Source organism: Mesorhizobium sp. M1403, assembly GCF_040317695.1.
Classification (GTDB): Bacteria; Pseudomonadota; Alphaproteobacteria; order Rhizobiales; family Rhizobiaceae; genus Mesorhizobium.
In genome coordinates this window covers 1-16,033 of sequence record NZ_JAMYKY010000026.1, presented here as the reverse complement: position 1 = coordinate 16,033, position 16,033 = coordinate 1, and the positions used below count along the sequence as shown (strand labels likewise).

Here is a 16,033-nt window from a genome sequence, read left to right as displayed (position 1 = left end):
GACCAACCTGTCGCGCGGCGATAGGTTCCCGCCAGGATCAGGGGGCCGTCCTAAGGCGGAGACGAGCGCGAGCCTACGCCTCGGCGCTGTTCGATCACGCGGATCACCTCGTCGATATCCCGCGGCTCGATGTCGAGTTCCTTCAGGCCCGGCGCGTCAATTGCTGCCACATTATCCTGACGCATAAGATCGATCTGGTTGCGCGTTATGGGGGCAGCCGGGAGGAGTTCCGCGACGCCAGCCAAGGCGTTCCATACAGCAAACGGCACCGGCATCAGCTTTACGTGCGTATCGAGCTGTCGGGCGATCTCCCGAAGCAGTTCCTTATAGGTATAGATACGCGGGCCACCGAATTCGAATATGGGTGAACCCTTGTGGCTTCGCCCGTCGATCAGCCTGCTCACTGCTTCCGCGACGTCGGCCACATAGACCGGCTGAAGCCGTGTGCCACCATCGCCGAACAGCGGATAGACCGGCAGGAGGCGTATCAGCCTCACAATGGTCGTGAGGAAAGCGTCGTCAGGTCCTGTCATGACGGCGGGACGCACAATGAAAGCGCCGGGAAATGCGTTTCCCACGGCAACTTCTCCGCGCCCACGTGCCCTTATATAATTCGAATCCGATTGAGGATCGGAGCCGATCCCTGAAATCTGGACGAACTGATCGATCTCGACCTTGCGCGACACGGCAGCGAGATCGGCCGCGGCTTTCACATGGACGCGTTCAAAGGTCTGGACGCCCTGCTCGACGTAAAGACTGATAGCATTCACGACCGCCTGTGATCCGGTAATGGCCGACCCAATCGAGGACGCATCCAATATATCCGCCTCGACTGCTTCGGGCATCCTTGTAATCGAGGAAAAGACCAGGGCCACGCGAGCCGGATGGCGAGATGCGGCGCGCACCGTGAAACCCCTTTCCAGGAGCCGCGTCACGATCCTGCGCCCGAGAAAGCCAGTTCCGCCGAACACGGTGACGATCCGTTCCTGGTTGAGATCGTCAGGATCCATTTGCCTCGCCATCCCTTGTCCTCGCACGCCTGCCACGAGGACTGCCCTGATCGGCATTTGAACCAGCCCGTCGAACATCAGGACGGTTGGAGAACAACGCAGGAACGCTTTTGTTCCAGTCAGTGCTGGGCGGAGACCAGGTCGACAAACCGATCGATTGAGCGAATCCAGGTGAGCGTCGGCACATGATCCAGGCAGCAAATGGCGCTACTTGCTTGTTCCCATCGACGAGACGACAGGCAATCGAATCTGAACCGGAGATCGCGGCAAAACCGACCCCACTTCGGGAATGACCTAGTTCCCCCCGTAAAAAACGTTCTCGACATGCACCGGCCAGCGCCACGGCAATACCGCCACCATGTCGAAGCGCACCGATAATTTTCCGTAGTCGGATTGGCGCGACAGCCAGAAATCGGCCGCGCCTTCGATGCGGCGCTCCGATTCGCGGCCGACGGCCTCCATCGCCTCGATCAGCGTACGGCGTGCCTTGACCTCGACGATCAGCACCAAATCGCCACGCCGCGCGATCAGGTCGATCTCGCCAAACCTGGTACGGTGGCGGCGGGCAAGAATCCGGTAGCCCTTCAGCATCAGCGCCGCCGCCGCCAGCCATTCACCGTGATGGCCGCGCCGGTAGGCCTTTTGCCGGCTGGCGCTTGGCCGTTCAGCCATCGCCGTCTCCGCCGGCCCCGTCTCTTCCGGCATTCCTGAGGTCGAGCAGCCGTCGGTAGAGCGTCTGTTTTTGGCCACCCGTCATCTTGGCGGCTTCCGCCGCCGCCTTGGAGGCCGGCATCTCGGCGGCCAGCGAAAGCAGCAGCCGGTCGATGTCTTCAGGCTCATCAGCGACCGCATCGGCCGGGCCGACGCAGATGACGATTTCGCCCTTAGGCGTATCGGCTGCCGCGTAATGGCCGGCGAGTGACTGCAGGGTGCCGGTCCGCATCTCCTCGAAAGTCTTGGTCAGCTCGCGGCCGATCGCCGCCTTGCGGGCGCCGCCCAGCACCTCGACCATGGCACTGAGCGTCTCGGCCAGCCGGCGCGGCGATTCGAAGAAGATCAACGTTGCCGGCACCGCCTTCAGCGCTTCCAGCCGCGTCAGCCGCTGGCCGGTCTTCACCGGCAGGAAGCCGGCAAACAGAAAGGCGTCCGAAGGCAGGCCGGATGCCGTCAGAGCGGCAAGTGGCGCCGACGGTCCGGGGATCGGCACGACACGAATGCCGCGTTCCAGCGCCTCGCCAACCAGCCGGTAGCCGGGATCGGAGATGAGCGGTGTGCCGGCATCAGAGATCAGCGCTACGCTCTGCCCGGCCAGCAGTGCCGCGATCAGCTTCGGCCCGGCCTCGGCGGCATTGTGCTCGTGATAGGCGGTGGTGCGGCGGCGGATGCCGTAGCGGTCGAGCAGGACGCGCGAAACACGCGTGTCCTCGCAGGCGACGATATCTGCGGCGGCGAGCGTTTCCAGCGCGCGCAGCGTGATGTCGGCGAGATTGCCGATCGGCGTAGCCACCAGATAGAGCGCGGGCTCGAGCGGCCGGGCGGCGATCTCGGTCTGCCCGACCACATAACTGCGTTTGGCCAATTCGCCGGTCACCTGCACAACTCCGTTCGACCCTGTTTGGCACGGCTCACGCCTGGTTGCAAAAGCCTGGGTTGCAAACGCCCGGTTCCAAACGGGGTCCCGACGTGAACCGGCCGCCATGCCTTTGCCATAGTAGGGAACGAAACCGTTGCCGGCGAATTTTAACCCTGATCTCGGGAGGAGCAGGATGGACAGCCTGACGATACAGGACGTTTTCGAACCCTATTATGCCGGCCGCAAGCGCTTCGCCGCGCCAGGCGACAAGAGCCTGCGTGGCAACGCGGATGGCGAGGCCAGGAAACCGCTCGCACGCCAGCCATTGGCCGAGAGCAAGCCCGTAACCGAAACCGACAGCACGACGGAGCACTGACCGGACGATGCCCAATCGCTTCGATATTTTCATCACCCGTCTCGAAACAAAAAGCGCCCGCGATGGCGCAGCATCACATCCCACAGGCGACCAGCATTCTGCCCCGCGCGACAAGAGCGAGATCAAGCAGACCCGCTCCGGAGAAGCGCATGCCGAGAAGGACCGCGGCAAGCGTCGTTTCAAGCACGACGCTTAGCCGGGCACTTCGTCCTTCGCTAGGCCGCGATCGATCTCGCCTTGCGGATAGCTTCGGCATTTGGCCGAGGTGCGGCTTTCGAGGCCTTCACCGTTCTATCGATCTTATAGATCAGACCATCCTCAATATCGACATCACCTAAAAACCCTCCCCGAAAACGATGAAGGGGTTGAGCTTCGCTGTGGTAGCTAAATAAAGGAATATTATTGATAAAATGGTTTGTTGTGTTTGTAACCGTTACCTTATCTAGCCGAACCGGAGAGTTAATGGCCGATCTTATTCTGTCAACAAACTTGATAATCGTGGTGGGTCCATACGTTTGAACGTCGGGTGTAGCAATAAAGAGCTGCCAATCAGCAGAGTCTTGTAAACATAACCAAGCCGCGATTGATATGGGAAGCCCAGCTTTTTCCAAAGCGTGTACGAGGTTGCGACCGCCGTCGATATCAAAGTCTACCAATGGTGTCTTAGCCATGAGAGCACTCCTGTACCTCTTTGGACTACCGCGCGAACCATGTCCGTGGCCTCTACCTGCGACCAGGCTTTATACCTCGAATTGATGTTCCATGCCCGTACGGTCGCCCAGTTTGCGCGAAATGCCGGACGAACCTGTTCTTCAGCGTTCAGGTGACCATCCAACTGGGCCAGCCTAACCAATTTTACAAGATCGTGGCCGTCCCTATAAAAGTCTTCGACCAACTTTTTGTCGGGGACGTCGTTGGCTCGAAAGAGGGTAGATATCTTGGCCTTCAGCGCACATTCAACTGAAATCCCTGCAATATGGTAAGCTACATCATAGCGACCATTTGCAAGTAATGTGGACGCACTTCGTCCAAGCTCTCTTGACCGTGCCTTCCATTCGTCTCGTGTCATTTTCGCCCCTAAGACACGATCTGGATCTTAGTACCGAATAAGCTCGTTACAACTCCCTTCGAGGATTTACTACCGGGCCAGATCCGCCACGACCGCATCGAGCACGATCATGCCGGCCGGCGTGGCGCGCAGGCGGGTATTGCCGATCGGCGCCACCAGGCCTTCGTGCTGCAGCACCGACAGCCGTGCCGTCGACAGGCCGCGCCCTGAGAAGGCCTCGTAGCGGGAAAGGTCGATGCCTTCCGCCAGCCTTAGCCCCATCAGCAGGAACTCGTCGGCTTCGTCCGATCGCGTCAGGATCTCGCCGCCGGTGACGCCATGGCCCTTGGCCTCGACCAGATTGGCCCAGGTCTCCGGCATTTTCTCGGCGATTGTCACCACGCGCCGCCCGCTCTCGACGAAACGGCCATGCGCGCCGGGACCGACGCCGACATATTCGCCATAGCGCCAGTAGGTGAGATTGTGCCGGCTTTCGGCGCCGGGTCTGGCGTGGTTGGAAATCTCGTAGGCCGGCAGTCCGTGCGCGGCGGTGATCTCCTGCGTCAACGCATAGAGATCGGCGGCAACATCATTGTCTGGAATGATGAATTTCCTTGCTGCATGCAGTGCATGGAACGGCGTGCCTTCCTCGATAGTCAGTTGGTACAGCGACAGATGGTCGGCGGCGTGGCCGATCGCCTGCTCGAGTTCCGTCTGCCACGCTTCAGGCGTCTGGTCCGGCCGCGCGTAGATCAGGTCGAACGACAGCCGTGGGAAAATCTCGCGCGCCAGGCCGATCGCATGCAGGGCCTCATCGACATTGTGCAAACGGCCGAGAAAGCGCAGATCCTTGTCGTTCAGCGCCTGCACGCCAAGCGACACCCGGTTAACGCCCGCCGCGCGATAGCCGCGAAAGCGCTCGGCCTCGACCGAGGAAGGATTGGCCTCCAGCGTCACCTCGATGCCATCTGGTACCGTCCAGTTCTTCGCCACGGCATCCAGCACCGCCGCCACGGTCTGCGGCTTCATCAGCGACGGCGTACCGCCACCGAGAAAGATGCTTGTCACCTCGCGCGGCCCGGTGCGGCCGCGCATGGTCGCCAGCTCGGCCTCGAAGGCGCGCGCAAAACGCTCCTGGTCGACCGGCTGGTGGCGGACATGGCTGTTGAAGTCGCAATAGGGGCACTTGGCCGCGCAGAACGGCCAGTGGATGTAGACGCCGAAACCCGGGCTGCGGTCGAGCAGCATAGTCATGCGGCGGCCAATCGGGCTTGCGCGAATTTCTGGAAGGCGCGGGCGCGGTGCGACAACGCTGTCGGCTGGCCGGGCTTCCAGCCATGTTTTTCCTCAGCGGTCATCTCGCCGAAAGTCTTTTCGAACCCGTTGGGCAAGAACACCGGGTCGTAGCCGAAGCCGAGTTCGCCGCGCGGCGGCCATACCAGCGTACCCTCGACCTCGCCGCGAAAATATTCAGCTTGGCCGTCGGGAAAGGCCAGGCAGATGACCGCGACAAAGCGGCCCTTGCGCTGAGCAGGCGCGATCGCGCCAACTTCCTGCAAGGCCACTTCCGTGCGCTGCATGGCCATGCCGAAGTCGCGGGGGCCGTCCGGCGTCTCGGCCCAGTTGGCAGTGTAGACGCCGGGTGCGCCGTCGAGCGCATCGACACATAGGCCGGAATCGTCCGACAGCGCCGGCAATCCAGTGGCCTTGGCAGCGGCCAAGGCTTTTATGAGGGCGTTCTCCTCGAAAGTGGTGCCGGTCTCGTCCGGTTCCGGCAGGCCGTACTCCTTGGCCGACTTCGCTTCTATGCCGAACGGCGCCATCAGATCGGCGAATTCGCGCAATTTGCCGGCATTGTGGCTTGCGACGACGATCTTATGCCCATCAAGCGAATGAACAGTTGGCGAATGCATCAGATGCCCCAAATTCTTGGCTCGGCGAATTCGATCGAATTGCCCGAGGGGTCGCGAATATAGATCGAGCGGCCGCCTTGCGGCCACTCGAACTCGCTTTCGATGGCGATGCTCTTTGCTTCCAGGTGCGCTTTCCAGCGCACGATCTCGTCGGCGCTTGCGGCGAAACAGAGATGGCCCTCGCCGACCGCGCCATGCGGCGGCACCGGCAGCCTGGCATCGGACGCCGGCGGCACTTTGGTCGCCTCGGCATTGAAGATAAGCAGCACGCCGTCGCCGCAGCGGAAGAAGAGATGCCTGCCGTCGACCCTGCCGAGCGGATCGAGCCCGAGGACGCCCGAATAGAACTGTTCCGCGGCAGCAAGATCCGTCACGTAGAGTGCTGATTCCAGGATTGCGGAAGGGGTCACAGGATTATCAATCCTCATCGTCATAAACTGAAGATCAGTCCACCGCCATCTGCTGCAGGCTGACCAGGCGCTGAATGCCCTTCTTGGCCAGCCCCATCAAGGCCGCGAACTGCTCTTCCGAGAACGGCTCGCCCTCGGCCGTGCCCTGGATCTCGACGATGCCGCCCTTGCCGGTCATGACGAAATTGGCGTCGGTTCCGGCCGAGGAATCCTCGATATAGTCAAGGTCGATGACCGGCTGACCATCATGGATGCCGCAGGAGATCGCCGCAACGTGATCCTTCAGCACCTTGCCCAGGCTCGCCATTTGGCGGGCTTCCATCCAGCGCAGGCAATCGTAAAGCGCCACCCAGCCGCCGGTGATCGAAGCGGTGCGCGTGCCGCCATCGGCCTGGATCACATCACAGTCGACGGTGATCTGCTGCTCGCCGAGCGCCTGCAGATCGACCACGGCGCGCAGGGAGCGGCCGATCAGCCGCTGGATCTCCAGCGTGCGGCCGCCTTGTTTGCCGGCCGAAGCCTCGCGGCGCATGCGCTCGCCGGTCGAACGCGGCAGCATGCCGTATTCCGCCGTCACCCAGCCCTTACCGGAGTTGCGCATCCAACCCGGCACCTTTTCCTCCAGGCTGGCCGTGCACAGCACATGCGTGTCGCCGAACTTCACCAGGCACGAGCCTTCCGCATGCTTGGAGACGCCGCGCTCGAAGGAGATGGGGCGCATTTCGTCGAACTGGCGTTTGGAAGGGCGCATTCAGGCTTCTTTCTTTCTTCGGGATCTTGGCCGGCTTGTAGCCGCACGGGGCGTGAGGCGCAAAGGAAAATGGACCGGTTGCGCCGACGCCGCGGAAGTCTATATCTTCGGGCCGGAGGTTTTTGGCTCGAAATGACCAAGGCAGTCGATCCCGGTTCGCAATCGCACGTGCTCCCGTCGCACGCGCTGCAATCGCCCGCGCTTCAATCGCTCGACATGCGTTCGCGCGACATCTTCCGGCGCATCGTCGATTCTTATCTGAGGGATGGCGAGCCGGTCGGCTCGCGCAGCCTGTCGCGCATCCTGCCGTCGTCGCTATCGCCGGCCACCATCCGCAACGTGATGAGCGACCTCGAGCATCTCGGCCTGATCTATGCGCCGCATATTTCGGCCGGCCGTCTGCCGACCCAGGCTGGCCTGCGCTTCTTCGTCGATGCGTTCATGGAACTCGGTGACCTCTCCGACGAGGAGCGCCGCACCATCGAGGCGCAGGTGCGCGCCTCCGGCTCGGGCGCGACGCTGGAGCATATGCTGACCGAGGCCAGCCAGATGCTGTCCGGCATGTCGCGCGGCGCCGGCCTCGTGCTCGCCGCCAAGAACGAGGTGGCGCTGAAGCACATCGAATTCATCCAGCTCGAGCCGACCAAGGCGTTGGCCGTGCTGGTCTCGCAGAACGGCGACGTCGAAAATCGCGTCGTCGATCTGCCCGCCGGCATCACCGTCTCGCAATTGCACGAAGCCTCCAATTTCCTCAACGCCCATATTCGCGGCCGCACCCTGGCCGAAGCGCGGGTCGAGATCGCCCGCATCAAGGAAGAGACCAGGGCAGCCCTCGATACGCTTTCACAGGATCTGGTCGAGAAGGGCCTGGCGGTCTGGGCAGGCGCCGAAAGCGGGGTGCCTGGGCGGCTTATCGTGCGCGGCCGCGCCAATCTCCTGGAAAACGTCACTGCCCAGGCCGACATCGAATTGCTGCGGCATCTCTTCGAGGATCTCGAAACCCAGGACGGACTGATCCAGCTCCTCGACCTCGCCGAGGAGGGCCCGGGCGTGCGCATCTTCATCGGTTCGGAAAACAAGCTGTTTTCTCTGTCGGGCTCATCACTGGTGGTGGCACCCTATCGCGACAAGGACGCCCGCGTCGTCGGTGCGCTCGGCGTCATCGGGCCGACGCGGCTGAATTATGCGCGCATAGTACCGATGGTCGACTATACCGCGCAGCTGATTTCGCGCATGCTGCGCTAGGAGCCGCCGCGGCCTGCCGCAAGGAGAAAAAGAATGGCGCTGGAATCGTTCAAGGCCCAGATCAGCCTGCTGCTCGAAGAAATGATCAACCAGCCAGAGGATCAGCACGAGGTGCAAGAGCAGTTGCGCGAGAAGCTGCAAGAGATGCGGGCCATGGGCTTGCCGCTGCCGGCCGATCTGGTCGCGCTGGAAAAGCGCCTCGACGACGATTTCTACGCCGCCGGCAAGTGAATCGGGGTTCGGCTTCAAATCCTCGTGTGCTGGACGGCCGCTTGGAACGACCAATGCCTCATCCTGTTTGCCCTTTTCGAGGCGAATCCCGGAGGACGTTGATGATCCGATCTGGCGGCTTTGCGGCCATTGCCGCTGCTCTCCTTGTTGCGACACCGGCAGCCGCCCAGCAGGCGGATCAGAAGGTGCTCAAAGGCGAAGCCGCTTTTGGCGATTGGCACGCCGACAGGCCTGGCACCCGCCGCCTGATCGGGCCGCAAGACATGCCGCCAGCCGATCCCGCCCAATCCGCGTCGAACGGCGCCGGCGTGGCGGAACGGCCCGAAAGGGCCAAGCCAGATTTGCCGCCGGGCTTTTCGGCCGAACTGATCGCATCCGGCATCGTCAATCCGCGCGTCGTGCGCGTCGCTCCGAATGGCGACCTGTTCGTTGCCAACAGCCATGCCGACCAGATACGTGTCTATCGTCTCGCCGAGGGCAGCGCCAAGCCCATCGAGAAAGCGATCTTCGCCAAGGGGCTCAGTTATCCCTACGGCATCGCCTTCTATCCGCCAGGAGACAAGCCGCAATGGGTCTATGTCGCAAACAGCGACAGCATCGTCCGCTTTCCTTATCGCGACGGTGACCTGAAGGCATCCGGTAAACCAGAAACCATTGTCGCCAAAATCCCGTCGGGCGGTCACACGACCCGCGACATCGCCTTCTCGCCGGACGGCAAGACGCTTTATCTGTCGGTTGGCTCCGCCTCGAACGTCGCCGAGGACATAGGCAAGGAGCCGGATAGCGGCCTCGACGCCTGGGCCAAATCAAAGCCGCTCGGGGCGGCCTGGGGCTCCGAGGACGGCCGTGCCGATGTGCTCGCCTTCGATCCGGATGGGAAAAATCCCCGAACTGTCGCCACCGGCCTGCGCAACTGTACGGGCATGACCGTGCAGCCCGCCACCGGCGCATTGTGGTGCGTCGTCAATGAGCGCGACGAACTCGGCGACAATGTGCCGTTCGAATTTGCAACTGTAGTCAAGGACGGCGGATTCTATGGTTGGCCTTGGTACTACATCGGCAATCACGAGGATCCGCGCCATCAGGGCGAGCGGCCCGACCTAGCCGGCAAGGCCACTGTCCCGGACGTACTGATGCAGGCGCATTCGGCGCCGATGAATATAGCCTTCTACGACGGCAACAACTTCCCGGCGGATTATCAGGGTGACGCCTTCGTCACCATGCATGGTTCGTGGAATCGTGGCGCCAGGACCGGCTACAAGGTGGTGAGGCTCAAATTCAGGGATGGCAAGCCGACCGGCGAATATGAGGACTTCATGACCGGCTTCGTTATCTCGAACGACGCCGTCTGGGGCCGCCCGGTCGGTGTCGCGATGGCCAAGGACGGCTCGCTGATCGTCACCGAGGACGGCAACGGCACCATCTGGCGCGTTACCTACGAAGACGGCCGCTCTTGAACGGCGGTGTCGCCTGCTGCGCTGGCGCAATCGAATCCGGGCCGAGGGAATTCACCCAACTTCCACATTGTGCGACAAGAGCGAATCATGACGCTCACCGGGTTCCTCGCCTATAGTGCTGCCCTCGGCATCGCCGCAGCCATCCCCGGCCCCGGCGTCACCGCACTCGTTGCGCGTGCGCTGGGTTCCGGCTTCCGCTCGTCGCTGGCCATGTCCTTCGGGCTGATGCTCGGCGACCTGACGTATCTCACGGCCGTGGTGCTCGGCCTCGCTTTCGTCGCACAGACCTTTGGCATGATCTTTCTGGTCATCAAATGGCTGGGCGTCGCCTACCTCGCTTTTCTTGGCTGGCGTTTCTGGACGAACGGCATCACGCCCGAGACGGTGGAGGCGAAGAAAGGCAAGGGCGGCTTGGCATCCAGCTTTGTAGCCGGTCTCGCCGTCACGCTCGGCAATCCGAAGACGATGATCTTCTATCTAGCCATCACCCCGACCATCGTCGATCTGAAGACGATCACGCTGGCCGATTACGGCATCCTAGTCGCGCTCACGATCGTCGTCCTGCTTGTGGTGCTGGTGCCTTATCTGGCGCTCGCGGCCAAAGCGCGCTGGTTCCTGAAGTCGCCGCGGGCGCTGAGGGCACTCAACCGCACCGCCGCCGGTTTCATGATCGGGGCGGCGGCAGCTATCGCCGCCCGCCAATAGACCTCTTTCGCCAAGCCGGCCAGGAATTGTCACGCCTTTCCAAGGCGAGGGCATTCGGCACGAACTTCACTCGGATATTTTCGATCGACAGCCTATCTTGCGCGGCGGATGGCTCTATCTTATGCCCGCCCGACTCTTGCCGCTTGACCTCTGGGAGGAAAATCAATGAACAAGCCCGCCACCCCCACACACGTGCCCGGCCGCGGCCGCATCTACAATTCGATCACCGAGACGATCGGCGACACGCCGTTGGTGCGGCTCGACAAATTCGCCAGGGAGAAGGGTGTCGTCGCCAATCTGCTGGCCAAGCTCGAATTCTTCAACCCGATCGCCTCGGTCAAGGACCGCATCGGCGTGTCGATGATCGAGGCACTGGAGGCTTCTGGGAGGATTACGCCCGGCAAGACCACGCTTATCGAGCCGACCTCGGGCAATACCGGCATCGCGCTCGCCTTTGCCGCCGCCGCCAAAGGCTACAAGCTGATCCTGACGATGCCGGAAACCATGTCGGTCGAGCGCCGCAAAATGCTGGCGCTGCTCGGCGCCGAGCTGGTGCTGACCGAAGGGCCGAAAGGCATGAAGGGCGCCATCGCCAAGGCCGACGAGCTGGCCGCGACGCTGCCCGATGCCGTCATTCCGCAACAATTCGAGAACCCGGCCAATCCGGAAATCCATCGCCGCACCACAGCCGAGGAAATCTGGAACGACACCCATGGCGAAGTCGATATCTTCGTTGCCGGCATTGGAACCGGCGGCACCATCACCGGCGTCGGCCAGGTGCTGAAGAAGCGCAAGCCCTCGGTGCATGTCGTCGCCGTCGAGCCGGAGGCCTCGCCGGTACTGTCCGGCGGCCAACCCGGCCCGCACAAGATCCAGGGCATTGGCGCCGGCTTCGCACCAAAAATCCTCGACACGACGATCTACGACGAGATCGTCAAGGTCTCGAACGAGGATTCGGTCGCCAATGCACGGCTCGTCGCCCGTCTCGAAGGTGTACCGGTCGGCATCTCGTCGGGTGCCGCCCTGCAGGCGGCGATCGTCGTCGGCTCGCGGCCGGAGAACAAGGGCAAGAACCTCGTCGTCGTCATCCCCTCCTTCGCCGAGCGCTATCTCTCCACGATCCTATTCGAGGGATTGGGTGCTTAGAGTCTGGACACCTCGTCATCCCAGGGCGGAGCGAACGCGAAGCGGAGCGCAGACCCTGGGATCCATTCCGTGACCGTGGCCAACGAATACCGCGGTGCAGAAAACGAAAGCCGTTGCAACATCGACAGCATGCACGCTGTCTTCCGACATCTAAAGGCTCTGCACCGTCGCGACGCTCGGAAGTTGCGGCATGGATCCCAGGGTCTGCGCCGCGTCGCTTCGCTCCTTGCTCCGCCCTGGGATGACGAAGTGGAGGGGTGTTTCAGCTAATCTCGAAGGTTTGTACTGTGCTAGTTCACCTAAGGGGCAGCAGGCTCCAACGCGTGCGCCGAGGACCCAGATAACAGCGCTGGACTGCTGAAAAACCACCTGTGGCGAGCGTCGTTCGCTTGAGCGGCGAGTCACTTCCATATCAAATCGTCGCTGCACCGGCAGGTGGAGGACTTCATGTACAAGCTCTATACGCGTGCCAATACCGGCGGCTTTGTCGTCGAGGCGGCGCTTGCTTTAGCGGGAGTGCCTTTCGACCAGATCGATGTTCCAAAAGGCCGACCCAACCAGGCCTTCCTCGACATCAATCCCTTGAACCAGGTCCCGGTCCTGGTCTTGCCGGACGGGCATTCGATGACCGAGTCGGCGGCAATCTGCATCCTGCTCGCCGAACGCTATCCGGAAGCAGCTCTAGCGCCGGCAGCGAACACACCTGACCGTGCCGACTTCCTGCGCTGGATGTTTTTCATGTCCTCCGTCATCTATTCGGCTGACCTGCGGTTCTTCTACGCTCATCGCTACACGACAGATCCCGGCGGCGTGGAAGCCGTCAAACAGGCGGCGGTCTCGGAAATGGATCGCGGCTTCGCCATTCTCGATGCCGCCCTCGAAGGCCGCGACTGGCTGGTCGGCGAACGGCTCTCGCTGGCCGACATCTATCTCGTCATGTTGGTGGCCTGGCATCCGGAGGTTGCGAAGGTTCCGACCACTTGGCCGAATATCGAACGCCTGTGGGCCAAATTGCGGGAGCATCGGGTGATAAAGAGGCTGAATGCTTCCCACGACATGTGGCCGGCCTAAGCACTCCGCCTTGTCTCAGTGTCTTTCCGCGCGCCCGAGCCCTGCCCGTCGTTCCTGCAGGAACCGGCGCACGGCCGGATCGCGTTCGAGGCCGATAGCCCGGTCATAGGCCTCGCTCGCTTGCGGAACTTTGCCGAGTCTGGCCAGCAGGCCCGCGCGGGCGGCCCAGTAAGGTTGATAGTCATACAGCCGCTTGTCGCCGCTGAGTTGATCAAGGGCGCCCAATCCTGCCGAAACACCTTCGGCCTCGGCAATGGCCACCGCGCGGTTGATCGACACCACCGGCGAGCCGGCGATCACCGACAGCGCGTCATAGAGCTCCTTGATCGCGACCCAGTCGGTAGATCCGGTCAGCCGCCTTGTCGCATGGGCTGACTGCACGGCGGCCTCGAGCTGGTAGCGGCCGACCACGCCCTTGGCCGCCGCGCGCCCGAGCAGCGCCTCCGCTTCGTCGATCATTGTATCGTCCCACAGTGCAAGATCCTGCTCGGCCAGCGGCACATAGTCGCCTGCCGCATTGCGCCGCGCTGCGCGCCGCGCTTCGGCGAACAGCATCAGCGCCAGCAGGCCGAGTGCTTCCGGCTCATCCGGCATCAGCGAGGCGACCAGCCGGCCGAGCCAGATGCCTTCGGTCGCGAGATTGCGCCGCTGCGCTTCGGTGCCGGCGGGGTCGGACCAGCCTTCGGCAAACGCCGCGTAGATCGCTTCCAGAACGGTGCCCAGCCGCTCGCCGAGTTCGGCCCGCTCCGGCACGCGGAACGGAATGCCGGTCTCGCGGATGCGGGCCTTGGCGCGCACCAGGCGCTGGCTCATCGTGGCCGGCGAGACAAGAAAGGCCGAGGCGATGGTCGCTGCGTCGAAGCCCAGAACCGTCTGCAGGATCATCGGCGCGCGGATACCGGCCTCGATCGCCGGATGAGCGCAAGCAAACATCAGCCTGAGCCGCTCGTCCGGCAGGTCTTCGTCGGCCATGCGTGCCTCCATCTCCTCCGCGATCAGCCTGAGGTGGTCGCGGCCCGCCTCGCTTGTCAGCCGCCGTCTGAGCGCGTCGACGCGGCGCCGGCGCGCCACCGCCAGCAGCCAGGCTTCCGGCTTGTCGGGCACGCCCGCCTGTGGCCAACGCTCGAGCGCCGCTGCAAAGGCATCGGCCAAGGCGTCCTCGGCAGCGGCCACGTCGCGCGTGCGTGCGGCGAGATAGGCGACCAGCTTGCCGTAGCTTTGCCGGGCGGCCGCTTCCGCCGCCGCCCGTGCGGTGTCGGGCAGTTCAGGGATCACATGGTGAGTTCCCAGATCGGCCGCACCTCTACCGTGCCGGTGCTGGCACCCGGGCAGCGCGCCGCCCAGGCAATAGCCGCGTCGACGTCCTCCGCTTCGATCATATAGAAACCGGCAAGCTGCTCCTTGGTGTCGGCATAGGGGCCGTCGAGCACGTTGGTCTTGCCATTGGCCATCCGCACCGAGGTAGCGGATTGCGTCGGCTTCAGCCGGTCGCCGGCGAGCCAGGCGCCGGATTTCTTCAACGCTTCGGTGTAGGCGACGTACGCGCTCGACATCTGTGTCACCGCATCTGCCGGCGCCGCTGCCATCCCCGCTTCGTTTCCGTAGATCAAAAGCATATATCGCATGGTCTTCTCCCGTTTCTCGAAGGCCGCATCGTTGCGAGCCGGACTTATGTCGCGCGGCCCTGCCGGATTTCGACAGGTGCTGGAAAAATCTTTCTGCCGCGACGCGACCTCGCGCAAGCGCCAACCTGTTGCGGCATTGCTTAGCCGTTCGTCTAATCGCTGCTATTGCGGGTTGGCATTTCCCGCCCGCTGTCTAAACTCGCTTCGCTTCGTGCCGCAGAGGAGGGCACGGCGGCGAGTTTTTCAGGGAGGAAATCGCATGCTCAATTTCAGGACGAAATTTGTTGCAGCCGGCGCGCTGGCGCTGTCGCTTGGCCTTGGCGCGGTATCGGTCAAGGCACAGGAATTCATCAACGTGCTGACCGGCGGCACGTCGGGCGTCTACTATCCGCTCGGCGTCGCGCTATCGGAGATCTATAGCAAGGGCATAGAAGGCGCGCGCACCCAGGTGCAGGCGACGAAAGCGTCGGTCGAAAACCTCAATCTCTTGCAGCAGGGCAAGGGCGAGATCGCTTTCGCGCTTGGCGATTCCGTCAAGCTGGCCGCCGAGGGCAATACCGAAGCCGGCTTCCCAGGCAAGCTCGACAAGCTGCGCGGCATTGCCGCCATCTATCCCAACTACATCCAGATCGTCGCCAGCAAGGAGTCCGGCATCAAGACGCTCGCCGACCTCAAGGGCAAGAGCCTGTCGGTCGGCGCGCCGGCCTCGGGCACCGAGCTCAACGCCCGCACGATCTTCGCCGCTGCCGGGCTGAAATACGAAGACCTCGGGCGGATCGAATATCTGCCCTTCGCCGAATCGGTGGAGCTGATCAAGAACCGCCAGCTCGACGCCACGCTGCAATCGGCTGGCCTGGGCGTTGCCTCGATCCGCGACCTCGCCACCTCGGTCCCGGTCAACATCGTTGCCGTGCCGGCGGAGGACGTCGCCAAGATCGGCTCGCCCTATCTTTCCGTGGTCATCCCGAAAGGCACCTATGAGGGCCAGACCGATGATGTCGCGACCGCCGCCGTCGGTAATTTCCTGATCACCAGCGCCGATGTCTCCGACGAGACCGCCTACCAGATGACCAAGCTGCTGTTCGAGCATCTCGACCAGCTCACCGCTGCCCATGCCGCCGCCAAGGCGATCGACCCGGCCAAGGCGCTCGACGGCATGCCGGTGCCGCTGCATCCAGGCGCCGAGAGGTATTACAAGGAAAAGGGATTGGTGAAGTAAGGCGCCATCCCTCCCCCTTGAGGGGAGGATGGCCCGCAGGGCCGGGAGGGGTCCTCGGCGACGCGCTCCATCGTTCAGGCAAAGGTCGAGGCAGTTGAGGCTACCCCACCCGTCCATCCGCCTTCGGCGGCTGTCCACCCTCCCCTCAAAGGGGGAGGGCCGCCCCCCCGGAACCCCGCCCAAGCCCGCACCCCCGCCCGTTGTTTCCCCCCCAGCCGCAAAACCGGTGGAAGGCCGGCCCCCCGGGGTCGGG

19 protein-coding genes are annotated in these 16,033 nt (G+C 63.0%); 9 read left to right on the top strand and 10 right to left on the bottom strand.

All coding sequences use genetic code 11. From position 1 onward, the window contains the following. Positions 1 to 50 precede the first annotated feature (50 nt). The 3 genes from NKH01_RS28475 to rsmI all read right to left on the bottom strand — a co-directional run bounded on the left by NKH01_RS28475 (position 51) and on the right by rsmI (position 2,601). Complete coding sequence (locus NKH01_RS28475) at positions 51 to 1,088, bottom strand: complex I NDUFA9 subunit family protein (protein WP_353023486.1); 1,038 nt, start codon at positions 1,086 to 1,088, stop codon at positions 51 to 53. A 216-nt stretch (positions 1,089 to 1,304) separates the two neighbouring features. After that, the gene (locus NKH01_RS28470; RefSeq protein WP_352640380.1) at positions 1,305 to 1,682 is read right to left on the bottom strand and encodes a YraN family protein; all 378 of its coding nucleotides are present in this window, start codon (positions 1,680 to 1,682) and stop codon (positions 1,305 to 1,307) included. Further along, positions 1,675 to 2,601 carry a 16S rRNA (cytidine(1402)-2'-O)-methyltransferase gene (rsmI, locus tag NKH01_RS28465; protein ID WP_353023484.1) on the bottom strand — a complete coding sequence of 309 codons (927 nt, stop codon included), beginning with the start codon at positions 2,599 to 2,601 and terminating at the stop codon, positions 1,675 to 1,677. Before rsmI ends, NKH01_RS28470 begins: the two co-directional genes overlap by 8 nt. Positions 2,602 to 2,776: 175 nt before the next feature. Between rsmI and NKH01_RS28460 the strand changes: the two genes are divergently transcribed. Both NKH01_RS28460 and NKH01_RS28455 read left to right on the top strand, forming a co-directional pair. Further along, a complete protein-coding gene (locus tag NKH01_RS28460) occupies positions 2,777 to 2,959 on the top strand; it encodes a hypothetical protein (protein ID WP_023718833.1) in 183 nt (60 codons plus the stop codon). A gap of 7 nt (positions 2,960 to 2,966) precedes the next feature. Continuing rightward, positions 2,967 to 3,155: a hypothetical protein gene (locus tag NKH01_RS28455; RefSeq protein WP_023718834.1), complete on the top strand. Its 189-nt coding sequence runs from the start codon at positions 2,967 to 2,969 to the stop codon at positions 3,153 to 3,155. A gap of 19 nt (positions 3,156 to 3,174) precedes the next feature. Here NKH01_RS28455 and NKH01_RS28450 read toward each other — a convergent pair whose 3' ends face one another. From NKH01_RS28450 to rph, 5 genes are all read right to left on the bottom strand, one after another. Next, positions 3,175 to 3,630 (bottom strand): hypothetical protein, encoded by a 456-nt coding sequence (locus tag NKH01_RS28450; protein WP_353023482.1) that lies wholly within the window; start codon positions 3,628 to 3,630, stop codon positions 3,175 to 3,177. Positions 3,631 to 4,097: 467 nt separating this feature from the next. Further along, on the bottom strand, positions 4,098 to 5,261 hold the full coding sequence (gene hemW, locus NKH01_RS28445; protein ID WP_353023480.1) for a radical SAM family heme chaperone HemW: 1,164 nt from the start codon (positions 5,259 to 5,261) through the stop codon (positions 4,098 to 4,100). Next, complete coding sequence (gene rdgB / locus NKH01_RS28440) at positions 5,258 to 5,920, bottom strand: RdgB/HAM1 family non-canonical purine NTP pyrophosphatase (RefSeq protein ID WP_353023479.1); 663 nt, start codon at positions 5,918 to 5,920, stop codon at positions 5,258 to 5,260. The genes hemW and rdgB overlap by 4 nt, the downstream gene beginning before the upstream one ends. Continuing rightward, positions 5,920 to 6,330 carry a VOC family protein gene (locus tag NKH01_RS28435; RefSeq protein WP_352845487.1) on the bottom strand — a complete coding sequence of 137 codons (411 nt, stop codon included), beginning with the start codon at positions 6,328 to 6,330 and terminating at the stop codon, positions 5,920 to 5,922. The genes rdgB and NKH01_RS28435 overlap by 1 nt, the downstream gene beginning before the upstream one ends. A gap of 34 nt (positions 6,331 to 6,364) precedes the next feature. Beyond that, complete coding sequence (rph, locus tag NKH01_RS28430) at positions 6,365 to 7,081, bottom strand: ribonuclease PH (RefSeq protein WP_023718839.1); 717 nt, start codon at positions 7,079 to 7,081, stop codon at positions 6,365 to 6,367. A 132-nt stretch (positions 7,082 to 7,213) separates the two neighbouring features. Here rph and hrcA point away from each other — a divergent pair, with 132 nt between their 5' ends. The 6 genes from hrcA (at position 7,214) to NKH01_RS28400 (ending at position 12,936) form a co-directional block, all read left to right on the top strand. Next, positions 7,214 to 8,326 carry a heat-inducible transcriptional repressor HrcA gene (gene hrcA, locus NKH01_RS28425; RefSeq protein ID WP_352481369.1) on the top strand — a complete coding sequence of 371 codons (1,113 nt, stop codon included), beginning with the start codon at positions 7,214 to 7,216 and terminating at the stop codon, positions 8,324 to 8,326. Between the two features lie 33 nt (positions 8,327 to 8,359). Further along, positions 8,360 to 8,557 (top strand): hypothetical protein, encoded by a 198-nt coding sequence (locus NKH01_RS28420; RefSeq protein WP_023718841.1) that lies wholly within the window; start codon positions 8,360 to 8,362, stop codon positions 8,555 to 8,557. Positions 8,558 to 8,658: 101 nt separating this feature from the next. Next, positions 8,659 to 10,014 (top strand): PQQ-dependent sugar dehydrogenase, encoded by a 1,356-nt coding sequence (locus NKH01_RS28415; RefSeq protein WP_353023478.1) that lies wholly within the window; start codon positions 8,659 to 8,661, stop codon positions 10,012 to 10,014. An 87-nt stretch (positions 10,015 to 10,101) separates the two neighbouring features. Further along, positions 10,102 to 10,719: a LysE family translocator gene (locus NKH01_RS28410; protein WP_352640374.1), complete on the top strand. Its 618-nt coding sequence runs from the start codon at positions 10,102 to 10,104 to the stop codon at positions 10,717 to 10,719. A gap of 165 nt (positions 10,720 to 10,884) precedes the next feature. After that, positions 10,885 to 11,865 (top strand): cysteine synthase A, encoded by a 981-nt coding sequence (gene cysK / locus NKH01_RS28405; RefSeq protein WP_023718844.1) that lies wholly within the window; start codon positions 10,885 to 10,887, stop codon positions 11,863 to 11,865. 447 nt (positions 11,866 to 12,312) lie between these two features. Further along, entirely contained in the window at positions 12,313 to 12,936 is a 624-nt protein-coding gene (locus tag NKH01_RS28400) for a glutathione S-transferase family protein (RefSeq protein WP_353023477.1), read from the top strand. Between the two features lie 15 nt (positions 12,937 to 12,951). Here NKH01_RS28400 and NKH01_RS28395 read toward each other — a convergent pair whose 3' ends face one another. Both NKH01_RS28395 and NKH01_RS28390 read right to left on the bottom strand, forming a co-directional pair. Continuing rightward, on the bottom strand, positions 12,952 to 14,208 hold the full coding sequence (locus NKH01_RS28395; protein ID WP_353023537.1) for an RNA polymerase sigma factor: 1,257 nt from the start codon (positions 14,206 to 14,208) through the stop codon (positions 12,952 to 12,954). Continuing rightward, a complete protein-coding gene (locus NKH01_RS28390) occupies positions 14,208 to 14,561 on the bottom strand; it encodes a YciI family protein (RefSeq protein ID WP_023718846.1) in 354 nt (117 codons plus the stop codon). The genes NKH01_RS28395 and NKH01_RS28390 overlap by 1 nt, the downstream gene beginning before the upstream one ends. Positions 14,562 to 14,820: 259 nt before the next feature. Between NKH01_RS28390 and NKH01_RS28385 the strand changes: the two genes are divergently transcribed. Further along, a complete protein-coding gene (locus NKH01_RS28385; protein WP_352592304.1) occupies positions 14,821 to 15,780 on the top strand; it encodes a TAXI family TRAP transporter solute-binding subunit in 960 nt (319 codons plus the stop codon). The last annotated feature ends 253 nt before the right edge of the window (positions 15,781 to 16,033 follow it).

What these genes read in the sequence shown, in the direction of transcription:
- NKH01_RS28450 (WP_353023482.1), bottom strand. Translation starts at nt 3,630, where the DNA reads ATGGCTAAGACACCATTGGTAGACTTTGATATCGACGGCGGTCGCAAC.
- NKH01_RS28455 (WP_023718834.1), top strand. Translation starts at nt 2,967, where the DNA reads ATGCCCAATCGCTTCGATATTTTCATCACCCGTCTCGAAACAAAAAGC.
- hrcA (WP_352481369.1), top strand. Translation starts at nt 7,214, where the DNA reads ATGACCAAGGCAGTCGATCCCGGTTCGCAATCGCACGTGCTCCCGTCG.
- NKH01_RS28420 (WP_023718841.1), top strand. Translation starts at nt 8,360, where the DNA reads ATGGCGCTGGAATCGTTCAAGGCCCAGATCAGCCTGCTGCTCGAAGAA.
- NKH01_RS28385 (WP_352592304.1), top strand. Translation starts at nt 14,821, where the DNA reads ATGCTCAATTTCAGGACGAAATTTGTTGCAGCCGGCGCGCTGGCGCTG.
- rph (WP_023718839.1), bottom strand. Translation starts at nt 7,081, where the DNA reads ATGCGCCCTTCCAAACGCCAGTTCGACGAAATGCGCCCCATCTCCTTC.
- rdgB (WP_353023479.1), bottom strand. Translation starts at nt 5,920, where the DNA reads ATGCATTCGCCAACTGTTCATTCGCTTGATGGGCATAAGATCGTCGTC.
- NKH01_RS28460 (WP_023718833.1), top strand. Translation starts at nt 2,777, where the DNA reads ATGGACAGCCTGACGATACAGGACGTTTTCGAACCCTATTATGCCGGC.
- NKH01_RS28400 (WP_353023477.1), top strand. Translation starts at nt 12,313, where the DNA reads ATGTACAAGCTCTATACGCGTGCCAATACCGGCGGCTTTGTCGTCGAG.
- NKH01_RS28470 (WP_352640380.1), bottom strand. Translation starts at nt 1,682, where the DNA reads ATGGCTGAACGGCCAAGCGCCAGCCGGCAAAAGGCCTACCGGCGCGGC.
- hemW (WP_353023480.1), bottom strand. Translation starts at nt 5,261, where the DNA reads ATGACTATGCTGCTCGACCGCAGCCCGGGTTTCGGCGTCTACATCCAC.
- NKH01_RS28475 (WP_353023486.1), bottom strand. Translation starts at nt 1,088, where the DNA reads ATGTTCGACGGGCTGGTTCAAATGCCGATCAGGGCAGTCCTCGTGGCA.
- NKH01_RS28415 (WP_353023478.1), top strand. Translation starts at nt 8,659, where the DNA reads ATGATCCGATCTGGCGGCTTTGCGGCCATTGCCGCTGCTCTCCTTGTT.
- NKH01_RS28390 (WP_023718846.1), bottom strand. Translation starts at nt 14,561, where the DNA reads ATGCGATATATGCTTTTGATCTACGGAAACGAAGCGGGGATGGCAGCG.
- NKH01_RS28410 (WP_352640374.1), top strand. Translation starts at nt 10,102, where the DNA reads ATGACGCTCACCGGGTTCCTCGCCTATAGTGCTGCCCTCGGCATCGCC.
- cysK (WP_023718844.1), top strand. Translation starts at nt 10,885, where the DNA reads ATGAACAAGCCCGCCACCCCCACACACGTGCCCGGCCGCGGCCGCATC.